General features: G+C 66.5%; 18 protein-coding genes. 10 read left to right on the top strand and 8 right to left on the bottom strand.

What is annotated here, in order from left to right:
• Window positions 1-7: 7 nt before the first annotated feature.
• The 3 genes from OG300_RS37890 to OG300_RS37880 are packed head-to-tail and all read left to right on the top strand — an operon-like array spanning window position 8 to window position 2991.
• On the top strand, window positions 8-439 hold the full coding sequence (locus OG300_RS37890; protein WP_405489534.1) for a succinate dehydrogenase hydrophobic membrane anchor subunit: 432 nt from the start codon (window positions 8-10) through the stop codon (window positions 437-439).
• 15 nt (window positions 440-454) lie between these two features.
• Window positions 455-2224, top strand: coding sequence for a succinate dehydrogenase flavoprotein subunit (sdhA, locus tag OG300_RS37885; RefSeq protein WP_405489532.1), 1770 nt, complete (start codon window positions 455-457; stop codon window positions 2222-2224).
• Complete coding sequence (locus OG300_RS37880; protein WP_405489530.1) at window positions 2224-2991, top strand: succinate dehydrogenase iron-sulfur subunit; 768 nt, start codon at window positions 2224-2226, stop codon at window positions 2989-2991. The genes sdhA and OG300_RS37880 overlap by 1 nt, the downstream gene beginning before the upstream one ends.
• A gap of 77 nt (window positions 2992-3068) precedes the next feature.
• Here OG300_RS37880 and OG300_RS37875 read toward each other — a convergent pair whose 3' ends face one another.
• A complete protein-coding gene (locus OG300_RS37875) occupies window positions 3069-3686 on the bottom strand; it encodes a PadR family transcriptional regulator (protein WP_405489528.1) in 618 nt (205 codons plus the stop codon).
• Window positions 3687-3810: 124 nt separating this feature from the next.
• Between OG300_RS37875 and OG300_RS37870 the strand changes: the two genes are divergently transcribed.
• The 3 genes from OG300_RS37870 (at window position 3811) to OG300_RS37860 (ending at window position 7233) form a co-directional block, all read left to right on the top strand.
• Window positions 3811-4272: a hypothetical protein gene (locus tag OG300_RS37870; protein WP_405489526.1), complete on the top strand. Its 462-nt coding sequence runs from the start codon at window positions 3811-3813 to the stop codon at window positions 4270-4272.
• Window positions 4273-4371: 99 nt separating this feature from the next.
• Complete coding sequence (locus OG300_RS37865; protein WP_405489524.1) at window positions 4372-5358, top strand: chemotaxis protein CheB; 987 nt, start codon at window positions 4372-4374, stop codon at window positions 5356-5358.
• 12 nt (window positions 5359-5370) lie between these two features.
• Window positions 5371-7233, top strand: a complete 1863-nt coding sequence (locus OG300_RS37860; RefSeq protein WP_405489522.1) for a CheR family methyltransferase — start codon at window positions 5371-5373, stop codon at window positions 7231-7233.
• A gap of 25 nt (window positions 7234-7258) precedes the next feature.
• Here OG300_RS37860 and OG300_RS37855 read toward each other — a convergent pair whose 3' ends face one another.
• On the bottom strand, window positions 7259-7972 hold the full coding sequence (locus OG300_RS37855) for an ATP-binding protein (RefSeq protein WP_405489520.1): 714 nt from the start codon (window positions 7970-7972) through the stop codon (window positions 7259-7261).
• Window positions 7973-8046: 74 nt separating this feature from the next.
• Window positions 8047-8424 carry an STAS domain-containing protein gene (locus OG300_RS37850; RefSeq protein ID WP_405489518.1) on the bottom strand — a complete coding sequence of 126 codons (378 nt, stop codon included), beginning with the start codon at window positions 8422-8424 and terminating at the stop codon, window positions 8047-8049.
• Window positions 8425-8741: 317 nt separating this feature from the next.
• Here OG300_RS37850 and OG300_RS37845 point away from each other — a divergent pair, with 317 nt between their 5' ends.
• Window positions 8742-9632 (top strand): phenylalanine 4-monooxygenase, encoded by an 891-nt coding sequence (locus tag OG300_RS37845; RefSeq protein ID WP_405489516.1) that lies wholly within the window; start codon window positions 8742-8744, stop codon window positions 9630-9632.
• On the opposite strand, the gene OG300_RS37840 is transcribed toward OG300_RS37845, so the two are convergent.
• Window positions 9629-10252 (bottom strand): TetR family transcriptional regulator, encoded by a 624-nt coding sequence (locus tag OG300_RS37840; RefSeq protein ID WP_405489514.1) that lies wholly within the window; start codon window positions 10250-10252, stop codon window positions 9629-9631. The genes OG300_RS37845 and OG300_RS37840 overlap by 4 nt on opposite strands.
• Window positions 10242-11756: an MFS transporter gene (locus OG300_RS37835; protein WP_405489512.1), complete on the bottom strand. Its 1515-nt coding sequence runs from the start codon at window positions 11754-11756 to the stop codon at window positions 10242-10244. Before OG300_RS37835 ends, OG300_RS37840 begins: the two co-directional genes overlap by 11 nt.
• Before the next feature lie 228 nt (window positions 11757-11984).
• On the opposite strand from OG300_RS37835, the gene OG300_RS37830 reads away from it, so the two are divergent.
• Together OG300_RS37830 and OG300_RS37825 are read left to right on the top strand one after the other, a co-directional pair.
• Entirely contained in the window at window positions 11985-12662 is a 678-nt protein-coding gene (locus OG300_RS37830; RefSeq protein WP_405489510.1) for a SnoaL-like polyketide cyclase, read from the top strand.
• A 129-nt stretch (window positions 12663-12791) separates the two neighbouring features.
• The gene (locus OG300_RS37825; protein ID WP_405489508.1) at window positions 12792-14111 is read left to right on the top strand and encodes a D-alanyl-D-alanine carboxypeptidase family protein; all 1320 of its coding nucleotides are present in this window, start codon (window positions 12792-12794) and stop codon (window positions 14109-14111) included.
• 1 nt (window position 14112) lies between these two features.
• Here OG300_RS37825 and yhjD read toward each other — a convergent pair whose 3' ends face one another.
• Genes yhjD through OG300_RS37810 form a run of 3 tightly spaced genes read right to left on the bottom strand, consistent with a single transcriptional unit; the run spans window position 14113 to window position 17177 of the window.
• The gene (yhjD, locus tag OG300_RS37820) at window positions 14113-15138 is read right to left on the bottom strand and encodes an inner membrane protein YhjD (RefSeq protein ID WP_405489506.1); all 1026 of its coding nucleotides are present in this window, start codon (window positions 15136-15138) and stop codon (window positions 14113-14115) included.
• Between the two features lie 41 nt (window positions 15139-15179).
• Window positions 15180-16205 (bottom strand): tryptophan--tRNA ligase, encoded by a 1026-nt coding sequence (trpS, locus tag OG300_RS37815; protein ID WP_405489504.1) that lies wholly within the window; start codon window positions 16203-16205, stop codon window positions 15180-15182.
• 21 nt (window positions 16206-16226) lie between these two features.
• Complete coding sequence (locus OG300_RS37810; protein ID WP_405489502.1) at window positions 16227-17177, bottom strand: oxygenase MpaB family protein; 951 nt, start codon at window positions 17175-17177, stop codon at window positions 16227-16229.
• A 114-nt stretch (window positions 17178-17291) separates the two neighbouring features.
• On the opposite strand from OG300_RS37810, the gene OG300_RS37805 reads away from it, so the two are divergent.
• Window positions 17292-17930, top strand: a complete 639-nt coding sequence (locus tag OG300_RS37805; RefSeq protein ID WP_405489500.1) for a TetR/AcrR family transcriptional regulator — start codon at window positions 17292-17294, stop codon at window positions 17928-17930.
• Window positions 17931-17934: the final 4 nt, after the last annotated feature.

Below are 17934 nucleotides of genomic sequence, written 5' to 3'. Positions count from 1 at the left end.
CCCCGACATGACTGCACCTGTTCTCGGCAAGTCCCACGACCGTCCCGCGAGCCTCGATGCTCCGCGTGCCCCGCGTCGCCAGGGCGGCAACAACTTCGAGAAGTACGCCTGGCTGTTCATGCGTGCCTCGGGCCTGCTGCTGGTCGTCCTGGTCATCGGCCACATGACGATCATGCTGATGCTCGACGGCGGCGTGCACCGCCTGAACTTCGCGTTCGTCGCGGGCCGCTGGGCCTCGCCGTTCTGGCAGATCTGGGATCTGACCATGCTGTGGCTGGCTCAGCTGCACGGCGGCAACGGTCTGCGCACCGTGATCGACGATTACGCCCGCAAGGACTCCACCCGCTTCTGGCTGAAGGCCGCGCTGGTCGTGTCCATGATCCTGATCATGGTCACCGGCACGTACGTGATCTTCACCTTCGACCCCAACATCAGTTAGGAACAGGCCACCTCGATGAGTGAATCCCGACCCGTTCAGGAGCACCGCTACGACGTCCTCATCGTCGGCGCCGGTGGCGCTGGAATGCGTGCGGCGATCGAGGCCGGTCCTCGGGTCCGCACCGCGGTGCTGACCAAGCTGTACCCCACTCGCTCGCACACCGGTGCGGCGCAGGGCGGTATGTGCGCGGCGCTGGCGAACGTCGAAGAGGACAACTGGGAGTGGCACACCTTCGACACCGTCAAGGGTGGCGACTACCTGGTGGACCAGGATGCCGCGGAGATCATGGCCAAGGAGGCCATCGACGCGGTGCTCGATCTGGAGAAGATGGGCCTGCCGTTCAACCGGACGCCCGAGGGCAAGATCGACCAGCGTCGTTTCGGTGGTCACACCCGTGACCACGGCAAGGCGCCCGTGCGTCGCGCCTGCTACGCCGCCGACCGCACCGGCCACATGATCCTGCAGACGCTGTACCAGAACTGCGTCAAGCACGACGTGGAGTTCTTCAACGAGTTCTACGTGCTGGACCTGGTGCTCACCGACACCGAGCGCGGCCCGGTCGCGACCGGCGTGGTCGCCTACGAGCTGGCCACCGGCACGCTGCACGTGTTCCACGCGAAGTCGATCATCTTCGCGACCGGTGGTTCGGGTCGCATGTACAAGACCACCTCCAATGCCCACACCCTCACCGGTGATGGCATGGCGATCGTGTTCCGCAAGGGACTTCCGCTGGAGGACATGGAGTTCCACCAGTTCCACCCGACAGGCCTTGCGGGCCTGGGCATTCTGATCTCGGAAGCCGTGCGTGGCGAGGGTGGCATTCTGCGCAACGCCTCCGGTGAGCGCTTCATGGAGCGCTACGCGCCGACCATCAAGGACCTGGCGCCGCGTGACATCGTCGCGCGCTCCATGGTTTTGGAGGTCCGCGAGGGTCGTGGCGCGGGTCCGAACAAGGACTACGTGCTGATCGACGTGACCCACCTCGGCGCGGACGTGCTGGAGGAGAAGCTTCCGGACATCACCGAGTTCGCCCGCACCTACCTGGGTGTGGACCCGGTGAAGGAGCCGGTGCCGGTCATGCCGACCTGCCACTACGTGATGGGCGGCATCCCGACCCGGATCCGTGGCGAGGTGCTGCGCAACAACACCGATATCGTTCCCGGCCTGTACGCCGCCGGTGAGTGCGCCTGTGTCTCCGTGCACGGCGCCAACCGGCTGGGCACCAACTCGCTGCTGGACATCAACGTGTTCGGTCGGCGCGCGGGCATCGCGGCCGCCGAGTACGCGGCGCGGGTGGAGTTCACCGAGCTGCCGGAGAACCCGGCGCAGATGGTGCAGGACTGGCTGGCGCTGATCCTGTCCGATCACGGCAACGAGCGGGTCGCCGACATCCGGGCCGAGCTGCAGGTCTCCATGGACGACAAGGCCGGTGTGTACCGCACCGAGGAGTCGCTGAAGTCCATGCTCGAGGAGATCCAGGTGCTCAAGGAGCGCTACTCGCGGATCACCGTGCAGGACAAGGGCAAGCGCTACAACAGCGACCTGCTCGAGGCTGTCGAGCTGGGCTTCCTGCTGGAGCTGGCCGATGTGACGGTGGCGGGTGCGGTGAACCGCAAGGAGTCTCGTGGCGGCCACGCGCGCGAGGACTACCCGAACCGTGACGACGTCAACTTCATGCGGCACACCATGGCCTACAAGACCAGCCCGGAGCTGATCTCCGACATCCGCCTGGACTACAAGCCGGTGGTGCAGACCCGCTACGAGCCGATGGAGCGTAAGTACTGATGACTGCTGTCGCTGAAACGCCGCAGAAGCCGGCTCCGGTGCCGGACGGGTCGACCATGATCACGGTCAAGATCGCCCGCTTCAACCCGGAGGACGGGAAGGGCGCGCACTGGGACGAGTTCAAGGTCCCCGTGTTGCCGACCGATCGCTTCCTGAACGTGCTGATGTACATCAAGTCCTACCTGGACGGCACGCTCACCTTCCGGCGCTCCTGTGCGCACGGTGTCTGTGGTTCGGATGCCATGCGTATCAACGGCGTCAACCGGCTGGCGTGCAAGATCCTGATGAAGGACATGCTGCCCAAGGGCGCCAAGGAACTGACGGTCACCGTCGAGCCGATCCGCGGTCTGCCCGTGGAGAAGGACCTCGTCGTCGACATGGAGCCGTTCTTCGACGCGTTCAAGGCGGTCAAGCCCTACCTGATCACCAAGGGCAACGAGCCGACCTACGAGCGTATCCAGTCCCAGCACGACCGCGCCCGTTTCGATGACACCACCAAGTGCATCCTGTGCGCCTGCTGCACCACCTCCTGCCCCGTGTACTGGAGCGACGGCAGCTATTTCGGCCCGGCCGCGATCGTGAACGCCCACCGCTTCATCTTCGACAGCCGCGACGAGGCCGCCCGCGACCGCCTCGACATCCTCAACGACGTCGAGGGAGTCTGGCGCTGCCGCACCACCTTCAACTGCACCGACGCCTGCCCCCGCGGCATCGAGGTGACGAAGGCCATCCAGGAAGTAAAGCGCGCTCTCCTCTTCACCCGCTGAGCACGCCCAGCTCCCGGAGCTGAAACACCAAGGCCGCCCGCATCTTTCGATGCGGGCGGCCTTCGTTGTGCGTGGGGTCAGGTGGTGGTCTGGTCCTGGAAGGCGGCGAGGGATTCCCAGGACCAGGTGAGGGAGCCGTCGGTCAGGTCGGTGAGAACGCTTTCCACCCAGTGCAATTCGGCCTTGGTGATGGCCTGTTGGTATTCGTCTTCGAGCATGGTTACGCGGGGTAGACCGAATTGGGCGGCGGAGGCCATGCCTGCTTCGAGGTCAGAGAGGGTGGCGCGCAAGGCGATTGCGCGTTTGTCGAGTTCGGTGCGGGCGCCGTCGGGGCCGAGGAGCATCAAAAACGAGAGGGCCGCGGGGAATTCGGGGAATTCGTTGCGGGGGGTGTTGAGCATCTCGGTGATCCAGGTGAGGCAGGCGGTGCGGCCTGGTTCGGTGATCTCGTAGACGGTGCGTTCGGGGTACTGCTGGTCGCGGCCGGTTTCGCGGACCGAGACGAGACCGCCGTCCTGGAGGCGGGCGATCGTTTTGTAGAGCTGGGCGCGCTGGCCGACGTTGACGACCTTGTCCTTGCCCCACTCCTTGATGCGGCGCTGGATGGCGTAGGGGTGCATCGGTTCCAGGTGCAGGATGCCGAGCACCGCCATGGCCAGGGGCGACCGCTTGATCGGAGTGGAGGGTGCTGTCATGCCCTCGATCCTACTAGGTGCTGAAAAACTAGTTTCTTTGAACTAGTTGCTTTGACACTAGTTTGTGTGCCACTATTGAGGAGCAGGCGAACCCGACCCGCACCACCGCCCGGAAGGAACGGCCATGAACATCAACGACACCGTCAAGATCCACACCGATCACGGCACCACCAAGCGCCTCGGCGACTGGACCCACTCCGCTTCCTTCGACGTGAAGGCCCGCTACGGCAGCGTCGTGGTCGACCTGCGCTCCCCCTGGATCGAGGGCGAGAACGAGATCGTGGTGCACGCCGACCTGGACCACGCCATGGTCAAGCTGCTGGTCCCGGAGGACGCGGTGATCGACCAGAGCGAGCTGGAGTGGACCGGTCGCGGCAAGGTCAAGGACATGGCCCGCCCGCAACAGCCCGCCGGTCGCGTCATCCGGCTCACCGGCTCCAGCAGCAAGAGCGAGTTCCGCATTCACCGCGGCGGCATCGCGGTGCTGTCGGCACTGTTCAGCCGCGAATTCTTCGAGGACGCCAAGCAGGCCCGCAAGGAGGGCCGCACCCCGACCCTGCTGGATCCGGAGAACGCCCCGCGCTGACCCGGCGACCGGTTTGGTGGAATATCGGGTTTGAGATGGCGCGCAAGGGGGTACCACGCCAGGGCGATTGACCGGCATATCCAAGTGAGGAGGCCGGCGATGGAACCCTCGAGTCTGATCGCGGTGGGAGCTTCGGCAGGTGGTGTCGAGGCACTGCGCGAGTTCGTCGCCGGACTGCCCCCCGACATGACCGCCGCCGTACTGATCGTTCTACATCTACCGCCGGGCGGATTCAGCGCGCTGCCCGCGATCCTCGGTCGCGCCTGCGCGCTGCCGGTGCAGGCAGCAGGGGACGGCATCGAGGCAATGCCCGGGCACATCTACACCGCCGTCCCGGATACCCACCTGCTGGTTCGAGACGGCCGAATGGTGTTGTCGCACGGCCCGACCGAGAACGGGCACCGTCCGGGCGTGGACGCCACCTTCCGATCGGTGGCGATGGTGTACGGACCGCGTGCGGCGGGAGTGGTCCTGTCGGGGGGCCTGGACGACGGATCCGCGGGTCTGGCCCTGATCAAACGCATGGGCGGCCTGACGGCGGTGCAGGACCCGAAGGAGGCGATGCATCCGGGCATGCCGAACAGCGCGCTGCGTCAGGTGGACGTGGATCTGGTGCTCCCGGCGCGCGCGATCGGCGACGCACTGATGGCGGCCCTGCGCCATCGCGTCTCGTCCCGGCCACCGCCGTCGGAGCTGGACCGCCTGGAAAACGCTATCGACGCTGGTCACCGAATCGAACGTAACGGGGTGGCGGACATGACAATTCCCTCAGGCTTGACCTGTCCCGACTGCAGTGGCTCGCTGTACGACCTCGGTGACGGGCGTTATCGCTGCCGGGTCGGTCACGCGTGGTCCCCGGAGGCGCTGCTGATCGAGCAGGGCACCGAGGTGGAGCGGGCGCTGTGGGCGGCGCTGCGCGCGTTGCAGGAGAAGCAGCAGCTGGCCGACAAGATGTGCGCCGATGCCGGACGTTACGGCAACACTCGCCTGTCGGCCCGATTCGCCGCACAGTCCGCCGAGCAGCTGAGCGCGGCGAAAATTCTTCGAAAGCTGCTGGTCGGAGATGGAGATATGGGGCCGGGCTAGTACTTTGAGCAGGTGGACCAGCAGAATGCGCCCGGCGCCGTGCACGGTTTCGAGGAAATCCTGCAGTACCTCAAGGACGCGCGCGGTTTCGACTTCACCGGATACAAACGCAGCAGCCTGATGCGGCGGGTGGACCGGCGACTGTCTCAGCTCGACGTGAACGACTACATCGAGTATCTGGATGTGCTGCAGGCGAATTCGGACGAGTTCGTCGCCCTGTTCAACACCATTCTGATCAATGTCACCGGTTTCTTCCGTGACCCCGACGCCTGGGACTACCTGCAGACCGAGGTGGTGCCGACGATGCTGGCCGAGCGCGGGCCCGCGGAGCAGATTCGGGTCTGGTGCGCGGGCTGCGCGTCGGGCGAGGAGGCCTACGGGCTGGCGATCGTGCTGGCCGAGGTGATCGGGATCGATGAATTCCGGCAGCGGGTGAAGATCTACGCCACCGATGTGGACGAGGAGGCGCTCGGCAGCGCCCGGCACGCCGTCTACAGCGAGAAGGAAGTACAGCCGCTGGGCCAGGAGCTGATTCAGCGCTACTTCGAGCCGATCGGCGGCCGCTACTCCTTCCGCAAGGATCTGCGCCGGTCGGTGATCTTCGGTCGCAACGATCTGGTGCAGGACGCACCGATCTCCCGGATCGACCTGCTGGCCTGCCGCAATACGCTGATGTACTTCAACGCCGAGACACAGACCAAGATCCTCGACAAGTTCCATTTCGCACTCGCGCCGCGCGGAATGCTGTTCCTGGGCAAGGCGGAAATGCTGCTCTCGCACAGCCGCACGTTCGATCCGGTGGATCTCAAACGCCGGGTGTTCCGCAAGGTGCCGGCCTCACGGGTGGACATGGGTTCGGTCTTCGGCAGCGCGTTGATGCCCGAGCGGCGCGAGCTTGATCAACTGGACAGTTTGCGCAGCCTGGCGTTCTCGGGTGGCCCGGTGTCGCAGGTGGTCCTCAATGGCGACGATGTGGTGGCGCTCGCCAACCAGCACGCGAAACACCTGTTCGGGCTGAGCGACCGCGACGTGGGCCGCCCGCTGCGAGATCTCGAATTGTCTTACCGGCCGGTGGAATTGCGCGGATACATCGATCAGGTGCGCAACGAGCGGCGCGCGCTGCGGATCAAGGATATCGAATGGCAGCGCGGCCCCGGCGAGCTGCTCGCGCTCGAGGTGCACGTCAGCCCGCTCATGGTCGACGAGACGGTACTGGGTGTTTCGCTGATCTTCCACGATGTGACCGCTACTCGTCGCCTGCTCGCCGAGCTGAATCATGCCAACCAGCAACGGGAATCGGCGTACGAGGAACTGCAGTCCACCAACGAGGAGCTGGAGACCACCAACGAGGAACTCCAGTCCACGGTGGAGGAGCTGGAGACCACCAACGAGGAATTGCAGTCCACGAACGAGGAATTGGAGACCACCAACGAGGAACTCCAGTCCACCAACGACGAGTTGCAGACCATCAACCACGAATTGCGGGAGCGCAGTAACGAACTCGACGAGGTCAACGAGTTCTTCGCCTCCGTGATGAGCTCCTGGCCCGCCGGTGTGGCGGTGATCGACAGCTCGATGCGGATCGTGGTGTGGAATTCCGGGGCCGAGAACCTGTGGGGCATGCGGTCGGACGAGGCCGAGGGCGAGCATCTGCTCAACCTGGATATCGGATTGCCGGTCGCCGAGTTGCGGCCCCTGGTGCGGACCGCGCTCAACGACCCGGCCTTCCACGAGGAGATCAAGCTGGACGGGGTGAATCGGCGCGGCCGGGCGGTCACGGTGCGGGTCATCTGCACGTCGCTGCGGGATCGCGTCGGCGCGGCGAACGGGGCGATCCTGGTCATGGAGCCCTGTGGCGGCGGCGAATCCGACTAGCTCAGCGGTAGGGAATCCAACAGCTTCAGCCGGGCACCCGGTCGCGGCGCGCACCGACCGGCAGCGCCGCCCACACCACCTTGCCGGACGGCCAGCGCGGCGCGCATCCCCAGGCCCGGGCCACCCCGGCCACCAGGTGCAGGCCGTAATGGCGTGGGCCGACACCTGGTTCGCACAGCAGCGCCTCTTTCGGGTCGGCGTCGCCGACTGCGACGGTGAACAGCTCGTCGCGCAGTTCGAGGCGCACCAGAATGTCGGATTCGATCCGACTGTGCAGGAAGGCATTCTCGACCAGCTCGGTGACGACGAGCAAAGCGACGGAACGGATTTCGGAGATACCCCAGTGCACACAGGTCGCCGACGTGAATGCTCGCGCCCGCTGTCCGCAGTCGCCGGAGGAGACCAACTTCAAGGTGGTCCGCCGTCGCACCGGCGGTTCCCGGACCGCGCGCACGGCCGCCGGCAGATCGGCGAACACCGGAACGAATCGGTGAACGGCGCTGGCCTGTAACCAGTTTCGCTGCTGCGGTGAGTAGGAGACGAGCAGTATCGGAACGCCCGGCCACTCCCCGACCCGCATCCACGCGCTACTGAACGCGGTGAGCAGCGTTTCGGTGGCCACCCGTAGATCGTCGAGAATCACGATCAGCGCCCGGGGTTCGTCGATCGCGAATTTGACCAGGCCGTCGGTGAAGTCACGGTAGGACGCCACGGCGAGCTCACCGCTCGGACGCACCACCGTACAGTCCTGGGTCGAGCTGACATTCCACGGTATTTCCGTGCTGCCCACCGCTCTTCGCCGCCGCCCCTCGCTCAGGCACAGTCTCTGGGGAGCTGTGCAGTGATTCCCAATAGTTCGCCCAGCCCGAGCACCTGGACCGGCCAGGTCACTTCGGTGTTGGCCGCCACGACCATCAGGGTCGCCGATTCGAGTTCGCACCGTTCACGGGCGCGGCACAGTGTGTGGAGTCCGGAGACGCCAAGGAATTCGACCTTGCTCAGGTCGACAATCAATCGGGTACCCGGCTGAATGATGTTTGTCGCCGCTCGCAAGACTTTGTCCAATTCACCGGTGCTCGACAGGTCGATCTCACCCGCGACGTAGACAACCACGTCATCACCCCGAAAGTCCCAGCCGACTCGCAGCGGGGATTCGATACAGCCGATGACCCAGAGGTCTCGCTGATCCATGAGCCCCATGGTAGGCCGGTATCGGGCGGACCGGGTCCGAATCATCGCGGCCGCACATATTGGCCGATTGAATTATCAACCAACAAAACGGATTTCGAGGCGGGGAGTACGATCCGACCCACCGGTTCGCAACTTCGGAGGCAATCGAGGACTGCCGATGAACCGGAAAGATCATCCGGACATCAACTAGGCGCATTGCACAGCCGAGATCCGAGTGCACGCCGATGCTCTGCCACCGCGCGCGATACAGCTCTGCACAATGCCCAGCTACACGCACAGTTGTTGTCTAGATCACCTAGCAGTGCTTGCATCGAGGCATGTTCACCGAAGCTCAGCTGTACTCGCCGGTGACCACCGGAATCGACGGTGATGTCACCGTGCATCTGAGTGATGAGCACCCGGGGGTGCACGACCTCGACTATCGGGCGCGACGCAATGACATTGCCGCGCTGGCCTTGGATTTCCGGCCGGGCGCGCCGGTGCCGCAGATCGACTACACCGCCGAGGAGCAGGAGGTGTGGCGGATCGTGTCAGCGGAGTTGGCGCGCAAGCGGGAGAAGTTCGCGTGCCGGGAGGTGAACGACGCGGCCGAGCGGCTGGCGCTACCGTTCGATCATATTCCGCAGTTGGACGAGGTCACGTCGAAGCTGTTTCCGCTCACCGGATTTCGCTATGTTCCGGCGGCGGGGCTGGTGCCGCTGCGGGAGTTCTTCGGCTCGTTCGCGGACCGTACCTTCCACTCCACCCAGTACATCCGCCATCATTCCGCGCCGCTCTACACGCCCGAGCCGGACGCGGTCCACGAAATCCTCGGGCACGCAAACCAACTGGCAAGTCCGCGCTTCGCGGCCGTGTACGAGACGGTGGGCGCGGCGGTGCAGCGGATCACCACCGAGCGGGCGCTGAAATTCCTGGCCGACGTGTTCTGGTTCTCGATGGAGTTCGGGGTGCTGCGCGAACACGGCGAAGTTCGTTGCTACGGTGCGGGATTGCTGTCCTCGTTCGGGGAGATCGAGGAGTTCCGGCACGCCGAGCTGCGGCCGCTCGATATTCACGCCATGGGCGCCATCGCCTACGACATCACCCACTATCAGCCGATCCTGTACTGCGCCGAGTCGGTGAGCGAGATCGAGGACGTGGTGGGCGGGTTCTTCGAGACGGTGACCGACGAGACGGTCGAGCAACTGACCCGCGTCGAGCAGATCTAAAGGGGCATACCGGCTTCCAGGAATTCGATGACCCGGATGATCTCGTCCGGCCCGAAGGTCTCGTGGTCGATGAAGCTCAGCATCGCGCCGCTCAGCGCGCCCGCGAAGATCCGCACCTCGAATTCGCCCGAGCCGCGACCGGTCCGGCGCGCGATCAGCTCCGCGATCAGCTCGTTGCTGCGTTCCAGTTCACGCGCGACCGCGCCCCGTAGTTCGGGCACCGTGGACAGCAACTCCACCCGCTGCTGCTCGAACGCGCGATCCTCGGGGCTGAGCGCGGCGAAGGATTCCAGGGTGGCCTGCCGGAAGGCGGCCAGCACCGACAGATTCGCGGGTTGCGCTTCGAAGGAGGCGATCATGACCGGATCCAGATCGTCGGCGGTCGCCACCTGTTCCTTGGACGGGAAGTAGCGAAAGAAGGTGCTGGGCGAGATGTCGGCGGCCGCCGCGATCTGCTCCACCGTGGTCTCGCTGTACCCCTGTTCCCGGAACAGGCGGAACGCCTCGTCGCGGATGGTGCGGCGGGTGCGTTCCTTCTTGCGTTCCCGCAGACCGCCCCCGGCCGCGGGTGCCTTGCGCACCTGGACCGGGGGCGAGGAGGACTCCGTGTCAGCCGACATGCACCGATTCTCCCGCATCGGCGTCGAGAGTTTCAGCGGACTCCGTGCCGTGGATCACGAAGCCCGCCAGCACGGCCGACGCCACGCAGATCGCGGCGCAGACCCAGAGCATCACGCTCATGCCGTCGAGGAAGGCGCTCTGCACGTGGGTCAGCACGGCCGGGTCGCCGAGCTTGCGGGCCACGCCGACACCGGCGTTGACGCCGTCGGAGATCGGCTCATGGTTCAGCTCGCCCAGGCTCGACCGGTACCGGGTGGCCAGGACGGTGCCCAGCACGGCCACGCCGATGGTGCCACCGGCCTGCCGAAGTGCTTGCAGCAGGGCGGATCCGGAGCCGGCGCGTTCGGGCGTGAGATCGTTGGTGGCGGCGCCCATCGCGGCGGGCATCACCAGACCCATGCCGAAGCCGACCAGCACCAGGCCGAGGGCGGCGAGACCGTACCCGCTGTGCACGTCGATCAGTGCCGCGGCGCCGAGACCGGCTGCCAGCAGCACGAATCCACCGGCCAGCACGGTGCGGACGCCGAGCTTCGGCAGGATTCGGTCCACCAGCCGGGAGCCGACCATGAGCCCGCCGATGAGCGGCAGCAGCCGCACACCGCTGCCCAGGGTGTCCGCGCCGAGTACGGCCTGGAAGTACTGCGGCATGGTGAAGAACAGCCCGAACATGGCGAAGTTGACCAGGATCATGAACACTGTGCCCCAACGGAATCCGGGCTCACTGAACAGCGCCAGGTCGACCAGCGGGTGTGCGGTGCGGCGCTGCCGGAGCACGAAGGCGACGGCCAGCGCGAGCCCGGCGGCGATGGCCGCCCAGGCCGGTCCGTTGCCCCAGCCGTCCTGGCCGAAGCGGATGAAACCGTAAGTGACGCCGAGCATTGCGAGTCCGGACAGGATCGCGCCGGGCAGGTCGATGCGGAAGCTCTGAAGGGCGCGTGATTCCGGAACCAGCAGCGCCACCGCGATGACCCCGACGATCACCAGCGGCACGTTGAGCAGGAACGCCGAACCCCACCAGTAGTGCTGCAGCAGCCAGCCGCCGACGATGGGTCCCAGTGGCAGGCCGATGGCGGTCGAGGTGATCCAGATGGTGATGGCGCGCTGCCGCTCCTTCGCCTCCGGGAACAGCGCGGGCAGCACCGACATCGACAGCGGCATCATGGCCGCCGCGGCCAGGCCGAGGACCACACGTCCGGCGATGAGCTGTCCCGGCGAGGTCGCGAAGGCGCAGGCCGCGGCGGCGACGCCGAACAGCACCATCGCCCCGAGCAGGAACCTCTTGCGGCCGTACCGGTCGCCGAGTGCGCCCGCCGGGAGCATGAAGGCGGCCAGGGCCAGCGTGTAGGCACTGCTGAACCACTGCAGTGCGGCGGTGTCGGCGTGCAGGTCGACGGCGAGGGTGGGCAGGGCCACGGTGAGGACGGTGACGTCCAGCCCGATGGTCAGCATTGCGACCGCCAGGGCACCGAGGGCCAGCCAGCGGCGCACTCCCTGAGCTTTCATGACAGGTCCAATCATTTGAAAGAAACTAGATAATGAGAGAGTCTCTCATTTCAAAGAAACTGTCAATTCATGTCGTGTCATCGTTCCGGGATCCCGCGGCACGGTGTCCACCCTTCGGTACCGACGTCCCAATTCCCATCGCGACAGGGAGCGCCCGCACTGTTACCGTCATCCGGTTCGTTTCGAGTTATCGGATCCCACAACGGATCTGGACAGGTGAGGCACCAAATGACCGACCAAACAACCGAATCCGCCACCGAGACCCCGTTGCACCTGCAGGGCCGGGAGGCCGTGATCGCCGCCGCCGCCCCCGAGGACTGGCGCGACGGTGCCCCCGACTACCACCTCAGCCACCAGGTGATGCCGGTCGAGCGCACCACCCAGCACGCGCCGGATTCGTTGGAGCACATCGTCGAAGAGCTGGTGAAGGTCTTCGAGATGGAGGTCTCGCACAAGCACGATCCCGCCAAATGGGTGTCGCTGGTGGCCGAGCACTACCGCGGTCGCGTCAACGGCGGCGCCTGGCAGGACGCCGAGGAATTCGCCCGGATCGGCTCCTACAACATCCTCATCGGCGAAAACCCCTACTACACAGTGGCTTCGGAGACTTTCGAGTCCTCGCACCACATCTTCCACACCGCCTTCCCCGGCGGCTTCTTCTGGGAGGTGCTCGAGGTGCTCGCCGGCCCGCCCACCGTCACCTTCAAGTGGCGGCACTGGGGTCGCTACGAGGGCGAGTACAAGGGCCACCAGCCCACCGGTGAGCTCATCGAGATGACCGGCATCACCATCGCCAAGGTCTCCGACGATCTGCGCATCCTCGAGCTCGAGCACTTCTACGACAACAACAAGCTGCTCGGCCCGCTCGCCCACGGCTGCCCGGTCACCAGCACCAGCACCAACTAGCCACTCCCCCACCGGGCCCGGTGCCCGTGGCGAGGCCCCCGATCCCGCAGCCCATGAGGTCGGGGGCGCGCACGCCGTGCCACCTGCGAGGCGCGACGAGCGGACCGGTCGGCTATAAAGTCGAGCGCGATGAGCATCCGCAGGTATTCGCACCATGCCGCCCGCACGGCCGGGGGCCGTCGCCGTGCCGTCGCGTTCGCCGCCGTCGTGCTGGCGGCGGGGGTCGGGGTCGGGTCGGGCATGGTTTACGCACCGGTCGCCGGGGCCCAACCGTCAACGACGACAACGCCGTTCACGACGCCCAATACCGACAACTGCCCGAACAAGACGACACCGCCGTCGCCGATCGACAGCTCCGAGGTGCCGGAACCGGGGCACAGTACGCCGGACGCGCTGCCGATCCCGGATCCGCCGATCGGCGGCAAGCAGCTGGGCGGCTGCGGCGTGCTGCTGCCCGCCGGTGCCCCCGCACTTCCCGAGGGCATCTCGGCGACCGGCTGGGAGGTCTCGGATCTGGATACCGGCAAGGTGCTGGCCGCCAAGGACCCGCACGGACGCTACCGTCCCGCCTCCACCATCAAGGTGCTGCTGGCGGCGACCGCGCTGCCGCAGCTGGATCTGACGAAGGTGATCGTCGGCACCCAGGACGACGCCAATGCCGACGGCACCCGGGTGGGTATCGGGCCGGGCGGGCACTACACCAACAAGCAGCTGTTCCAGGCGCTCATCATGGCGTCGGGAAACGATGCGGCGCATGCCATCGCGGCGCAACTGGGCGGCGATGATGCCACCGTCGCGCAGATGAATCAGCTGGCCGCCAAGCTGCACGCCCTCGACACCCGCGCCGCCACCCCGTCCGGGCTGGACGGCCCGGGCATGAGCACCTCGGCCTACGACCTGTCGGTGTTCTTCCGCCAGGCCATGACCATTCCCCTGTTCGCGGAGCTCATCCACACCGAGCAGGTCGACTTCCCCGGCTTTCCGGCCGACCCGAAAATCCCTGAGGACAAGGATCATCCGGGCTTCCCGATCGCCAACGACAACCATCTGCTCTACGAGTACGACGGTGCGCTCGGCGGCAAGACCGGCTACACCGACGACGCCCGGCAGACCTTCGTGGCGGCCGCCCAGCGCAACGGGCATCGCCTCGTCGTCACACTGATGAAGGCGGACGTGCTGCCGTTCCGGCCGTGGGAACAGGCGGCGAAACTGCTGGACTACGCGTTCGCACTGCCCAGCGGCGCGAGCGTCGGCGACCTGCCCGACAACAGCGGCAAGACGCCGAGTTCGAGTGTGGCGCTTGCCAGTCCGCCCGCGCGGGCGGGCGACGCGCAGACCGACAACACCGGCGCCGACCACGAGACGCTGCGGCTGGCCCTGATCGTCGGCGGCGTGATCGTGGTGCTGGGCCTGCTGCTGGGTGCGCGCCGGATGAGCCGTCGCCGCTGACTCAGCGCTTTCGGAAGGTCGAAACCAGCACGCCCGCAAGCGCTCCGGCACCGAACCAGGCCGCCCCCGCACCGGACGCGAGTCCCGGGTACTGCATCCGGGGCTCGATGATGGCCGGGCCCGGGACCGGGATATCCGCGGGCACTTCGTTTTCGGTGGCCGTCGCGGCCCACGCGGTCGCGAAGAGAATGATGCGGGCGGTGAAGTAGGAGAACACCATCAGGCCGATGATGGGTCCGAACACCACGCCCGCCGGGCCGTTCACCACCGACTTCAGGATGATCGAGGCCAGCTGCTTGAACGCCTCGAAGACGACCGCGGCGATCAGGGCCGCCCGCGCCGCACTGCGCAGCGTGACCGGATGCCGGGGCATGCGCGCGATGATCCACACGAATACCGCCCAGTTGGCGAGGATGGCCAGCAGCAGCGACAGCAGCATGAGCAGGCCCTCCATCCACGACGATTCGTGAATGTGCACCCGCTTCAGCAGGGCGCTGATCACCCCGCTGGAGGCCAGCACCGACAGGCCGATGGAGATGCCGATCGCCAGGAACAGCCCGATCATCGCCAGCAGGTCGGAGGCCTTGCTGACGAACCAGTTCCGCTGCTGCGCGGGCTGCGACCACTGCTCGGTGAGCGCGGCGCGCAGGTTCGCGATCCAGCCCAGGCCCGCGTACCCACCGGCCACCAGACCGATGGTGCCGACGCCCGCCCGGGATTGCACCGCCTTGTGCACCAGGTCGTTGATCGAGGATCCGGCGTCGCCCGGAATGTTCTCGACGATCTTGTTCTGAATATCGGTGAGCAGCTGCGGATTTCGCGACAGCACGAAACCCGCGACCGCGAATCCCACCATCAGCATGGGAAACAGCGAAAGCACCGTGAAATACGTGATGCCCGCGGCGTAGTAGTCACCGCGCTGCCGCTGATAGCTGCCCGCCGCCCGCACCACGTGATCGAGCCAGTGGCGCCGCTGGATCTCCCGCTCGATGCGGGCCTTCACCCGATCGACCACCTTGCCGAACACCGCACACCTCCGCGCCCGCTCGACGCACGGCGACGGCCGGGTCAGCGAGCCAGGAAGCCCACCCGGTCGTACACCTGCGCGAGAGTCCTCCCGGCTACCTCTCGCGCCCGCTCCGCACCCGCGGCGAGGACACGATCGAGTTCACCCTGGTCGGACATGTATTCTTCCACCTTCGCGCGCAGCGGGGTCACGAAGTCGATGAGCGCGTCGGCGGTATCGGATTTCAGGTCACCGTAACCCTTACCCGTGTAGTCCTGCTCCAACGTGGCGACCGGGGTGTCGGTGAGCGAACTCAGGATCACCAGCAGGTTGCTGATGCCCGCCTTGGTCTCCGGGTCGTAGCGGATCTCGCGTTCGGTGTCGGTGACCGCGGAGCGGATCTTCTTGGCCGACACCTTCGGATCGTCGAGCAGGTTGAGCAGCCCGGCGTCCGAGGTGGCCGACTTGCTCATCTTGGCGGTCGGATCCTGCAGGTCGTAGATCTTGGCGGTGCCGGTGACGATGTGCGGTTCGGGCACCACGAAGGTCTTCTTGTAGCGAGTGTTGAAGCGCTGCGCCAGGTTTCGGGTCAGCTCCAGGTGCTGGCGCTGATCCTCGCCGACCGGCACCAGCTGGGCGCGGTAGAGCAGGATGTCGGCGGCCATCAGCACCGGGTAGGTGAACAGGCCGACGGTGGCGTTGTCCGCGCCCTGCCGCACCGACTTGTCCTTGAACTGCGTCATCCGGCTGGCCTCGCCGAAGCCGGTGATGCAGTTGAGCACCCAGGCCAGTTCGGCGTGCTCGGGCACCTGCGACTGCACGAACAGCGTGGACTTCTTCGGGTCCAGGCCCAGCGCCAGCAGTTGCGCCGCCGAGAGCTTGGTGCGCTTGCGCAGTTCCTTGGGATCCTGCGCGACGGTGATGGCGTGCAGGTCCGGGATGAAGTAGAAGGCGTCGAAGTCCTCCTGCAGGCGCACCCAATACTGCAGTGCGCCAAGGTAGTTGCCGAGGTGGAAGGAATCGCTGGTGGGCTGGATACCGGACAGCACCCGCTGCTTGCGTTCCGCGGCTGGATCGGGACTCGACATGTCTCGATCTTCGCATGTCGGCTAGGCCGTATGCCGGGCCACCCAGTTGCGCGGATCCACCCCCGGCATGCTGGCCCGGCCGGTGCCGACCAGGCGCTGCTCGCGGCGTGTCGCCAGCTTGTAGAGCGGGTAGGAGGGGCCGGTCATGGGGGCGCGCAGCGGGTTGCCGACCAGTGGCGGAGAAATGTGGGCGGTGCGAACCGCCTGCGCCAGCCCCCGGTACGCGAGCTGTTCGCGTATGCCCCACGGCAGCTCGTACATCTCGCGCACCCGCTCGGGCAGACTGCCCTGCACCAGCAGGGAGAACCCGGACATGGCCTGCTGCACCGGGATCGGCAACGGATAGGCGACCCGCTGGCCCATCAGGTACGAGCCGACCAGCTTGGCCTCCTCGGTGAGGAAGGGCTCCTCGGAGGCCAGATAGCCGTCGAAGTAGGCGCGGAAGTCGCGGTAGGTGCCCGGCGCGGCGGTGCGCGGCATGCCGAACAGTTCGCCCCAGCGCACGTAATCCAGGTACAGCGCTTCGCGTTCGGTCGCGGTGAGGCGGCGCACCAGCAGGTCGTGCATGACCTCGGCGGAATCGAAGGTGAAGGCCATGGTCATGAACATCAGGTGCGGGTCGTGCGCGGAGTAGCGGGTGCCCGCCGGATTGGCCGTGCCCGCGTCCTCCGGGATCACGCCGTCGACGGGTGCGTGCCGCTTGCGGGTGAACGCGCGCGCCCGGTCGGCTTCCTCGCGGGTGCCCAGCGAGACGGCCTCGAACATGCGGCCGGTGAGGGCGAGGCGGGTGTACGGGGTGGTCCGGTGCTGGGTGTTCTCGGCGGTGCCGACGTACAGCAGCGGATGCACCGCGCCGATCACCAGCGCCCGCTGCCCGTAGGTGAGCCCGACGGCCCGCTTGCGCATGACCCTTCGAATCATGGAGTCGTCGGAGAAGTAGCCGGTCTGATTCGCCGCGGGCCGTGCAGGCATCGTTGCCTCCTGGAGCACTGTGGCGTGGACCACCACATCTGGAAATAGAGTCCCCCAGATCTCGAATTGTGGCAAGGGGTTCTGCCAGATTCGGTGCCGTGCCACAATCGGTCCGTGACCGGCCAACGGACCTACGGCGGCATCTCCGCGGCAGAGCGGCGATCCGGCCGACGCACCGCCCTGCTGGACGCCGCCCTCGACATCCTCGGCACCCAGGGCATCGACAAGCTCACCGTCTCCGCCCTGTGCACGGCGGCGGGCCTCAACGAGCGCTACTACTACGAGAACTTCGACAGCCGCGACGCCGTCCTGTCCGCCGTCTTCGACCTGATCGCCGAGGAACTCGCCACCACCCTGCTGGCCTCCCTCCACACCGCCCCCGAGGCCCCCCGCGCGAAGGCCCACGCCGCCATCACCGCCGGCATCGGCGTCCTCACCGACGACCCCCGCAAGGCCCGGGTGGCCCTCCTGGTCAGCGCCTCCACCCCCGAACTCCGCCTCCGCACCACCCACACCATCAAGGCCTTCGCCAGCCTGGTAGCCGCCGAGGGCATCGACTTCTACGGCCTCACCGAAGCCACCCCCACCACCGAAATCTCCTTCCGCGCAACCTATCTCGTAGGCGGTCTGGTCCAAACCCTCTCCGCCTGGCTACACGGCGACCTCCCCATGACCCGAGACGAACTCGTCGAAGCCACCACCGACGTCTTCGTCCTACTCGGCGAAGACCTGGCCCGCGGCATCCGCGGCTGACCGC

The organism is Nocardia sp. NBC_00511 (assembly GCF_045161165.1).
GTDB lineage: Bacteria > Actinomycetota > Actinomycetes > Mycobacteriales > Mycobacteriaceae > Nocardia.
The sequence above is the reverse complement of the archived record's forward strand: the minus strand, read 5'-3'. Positions and strand labels throughout refer to the sequence as shown.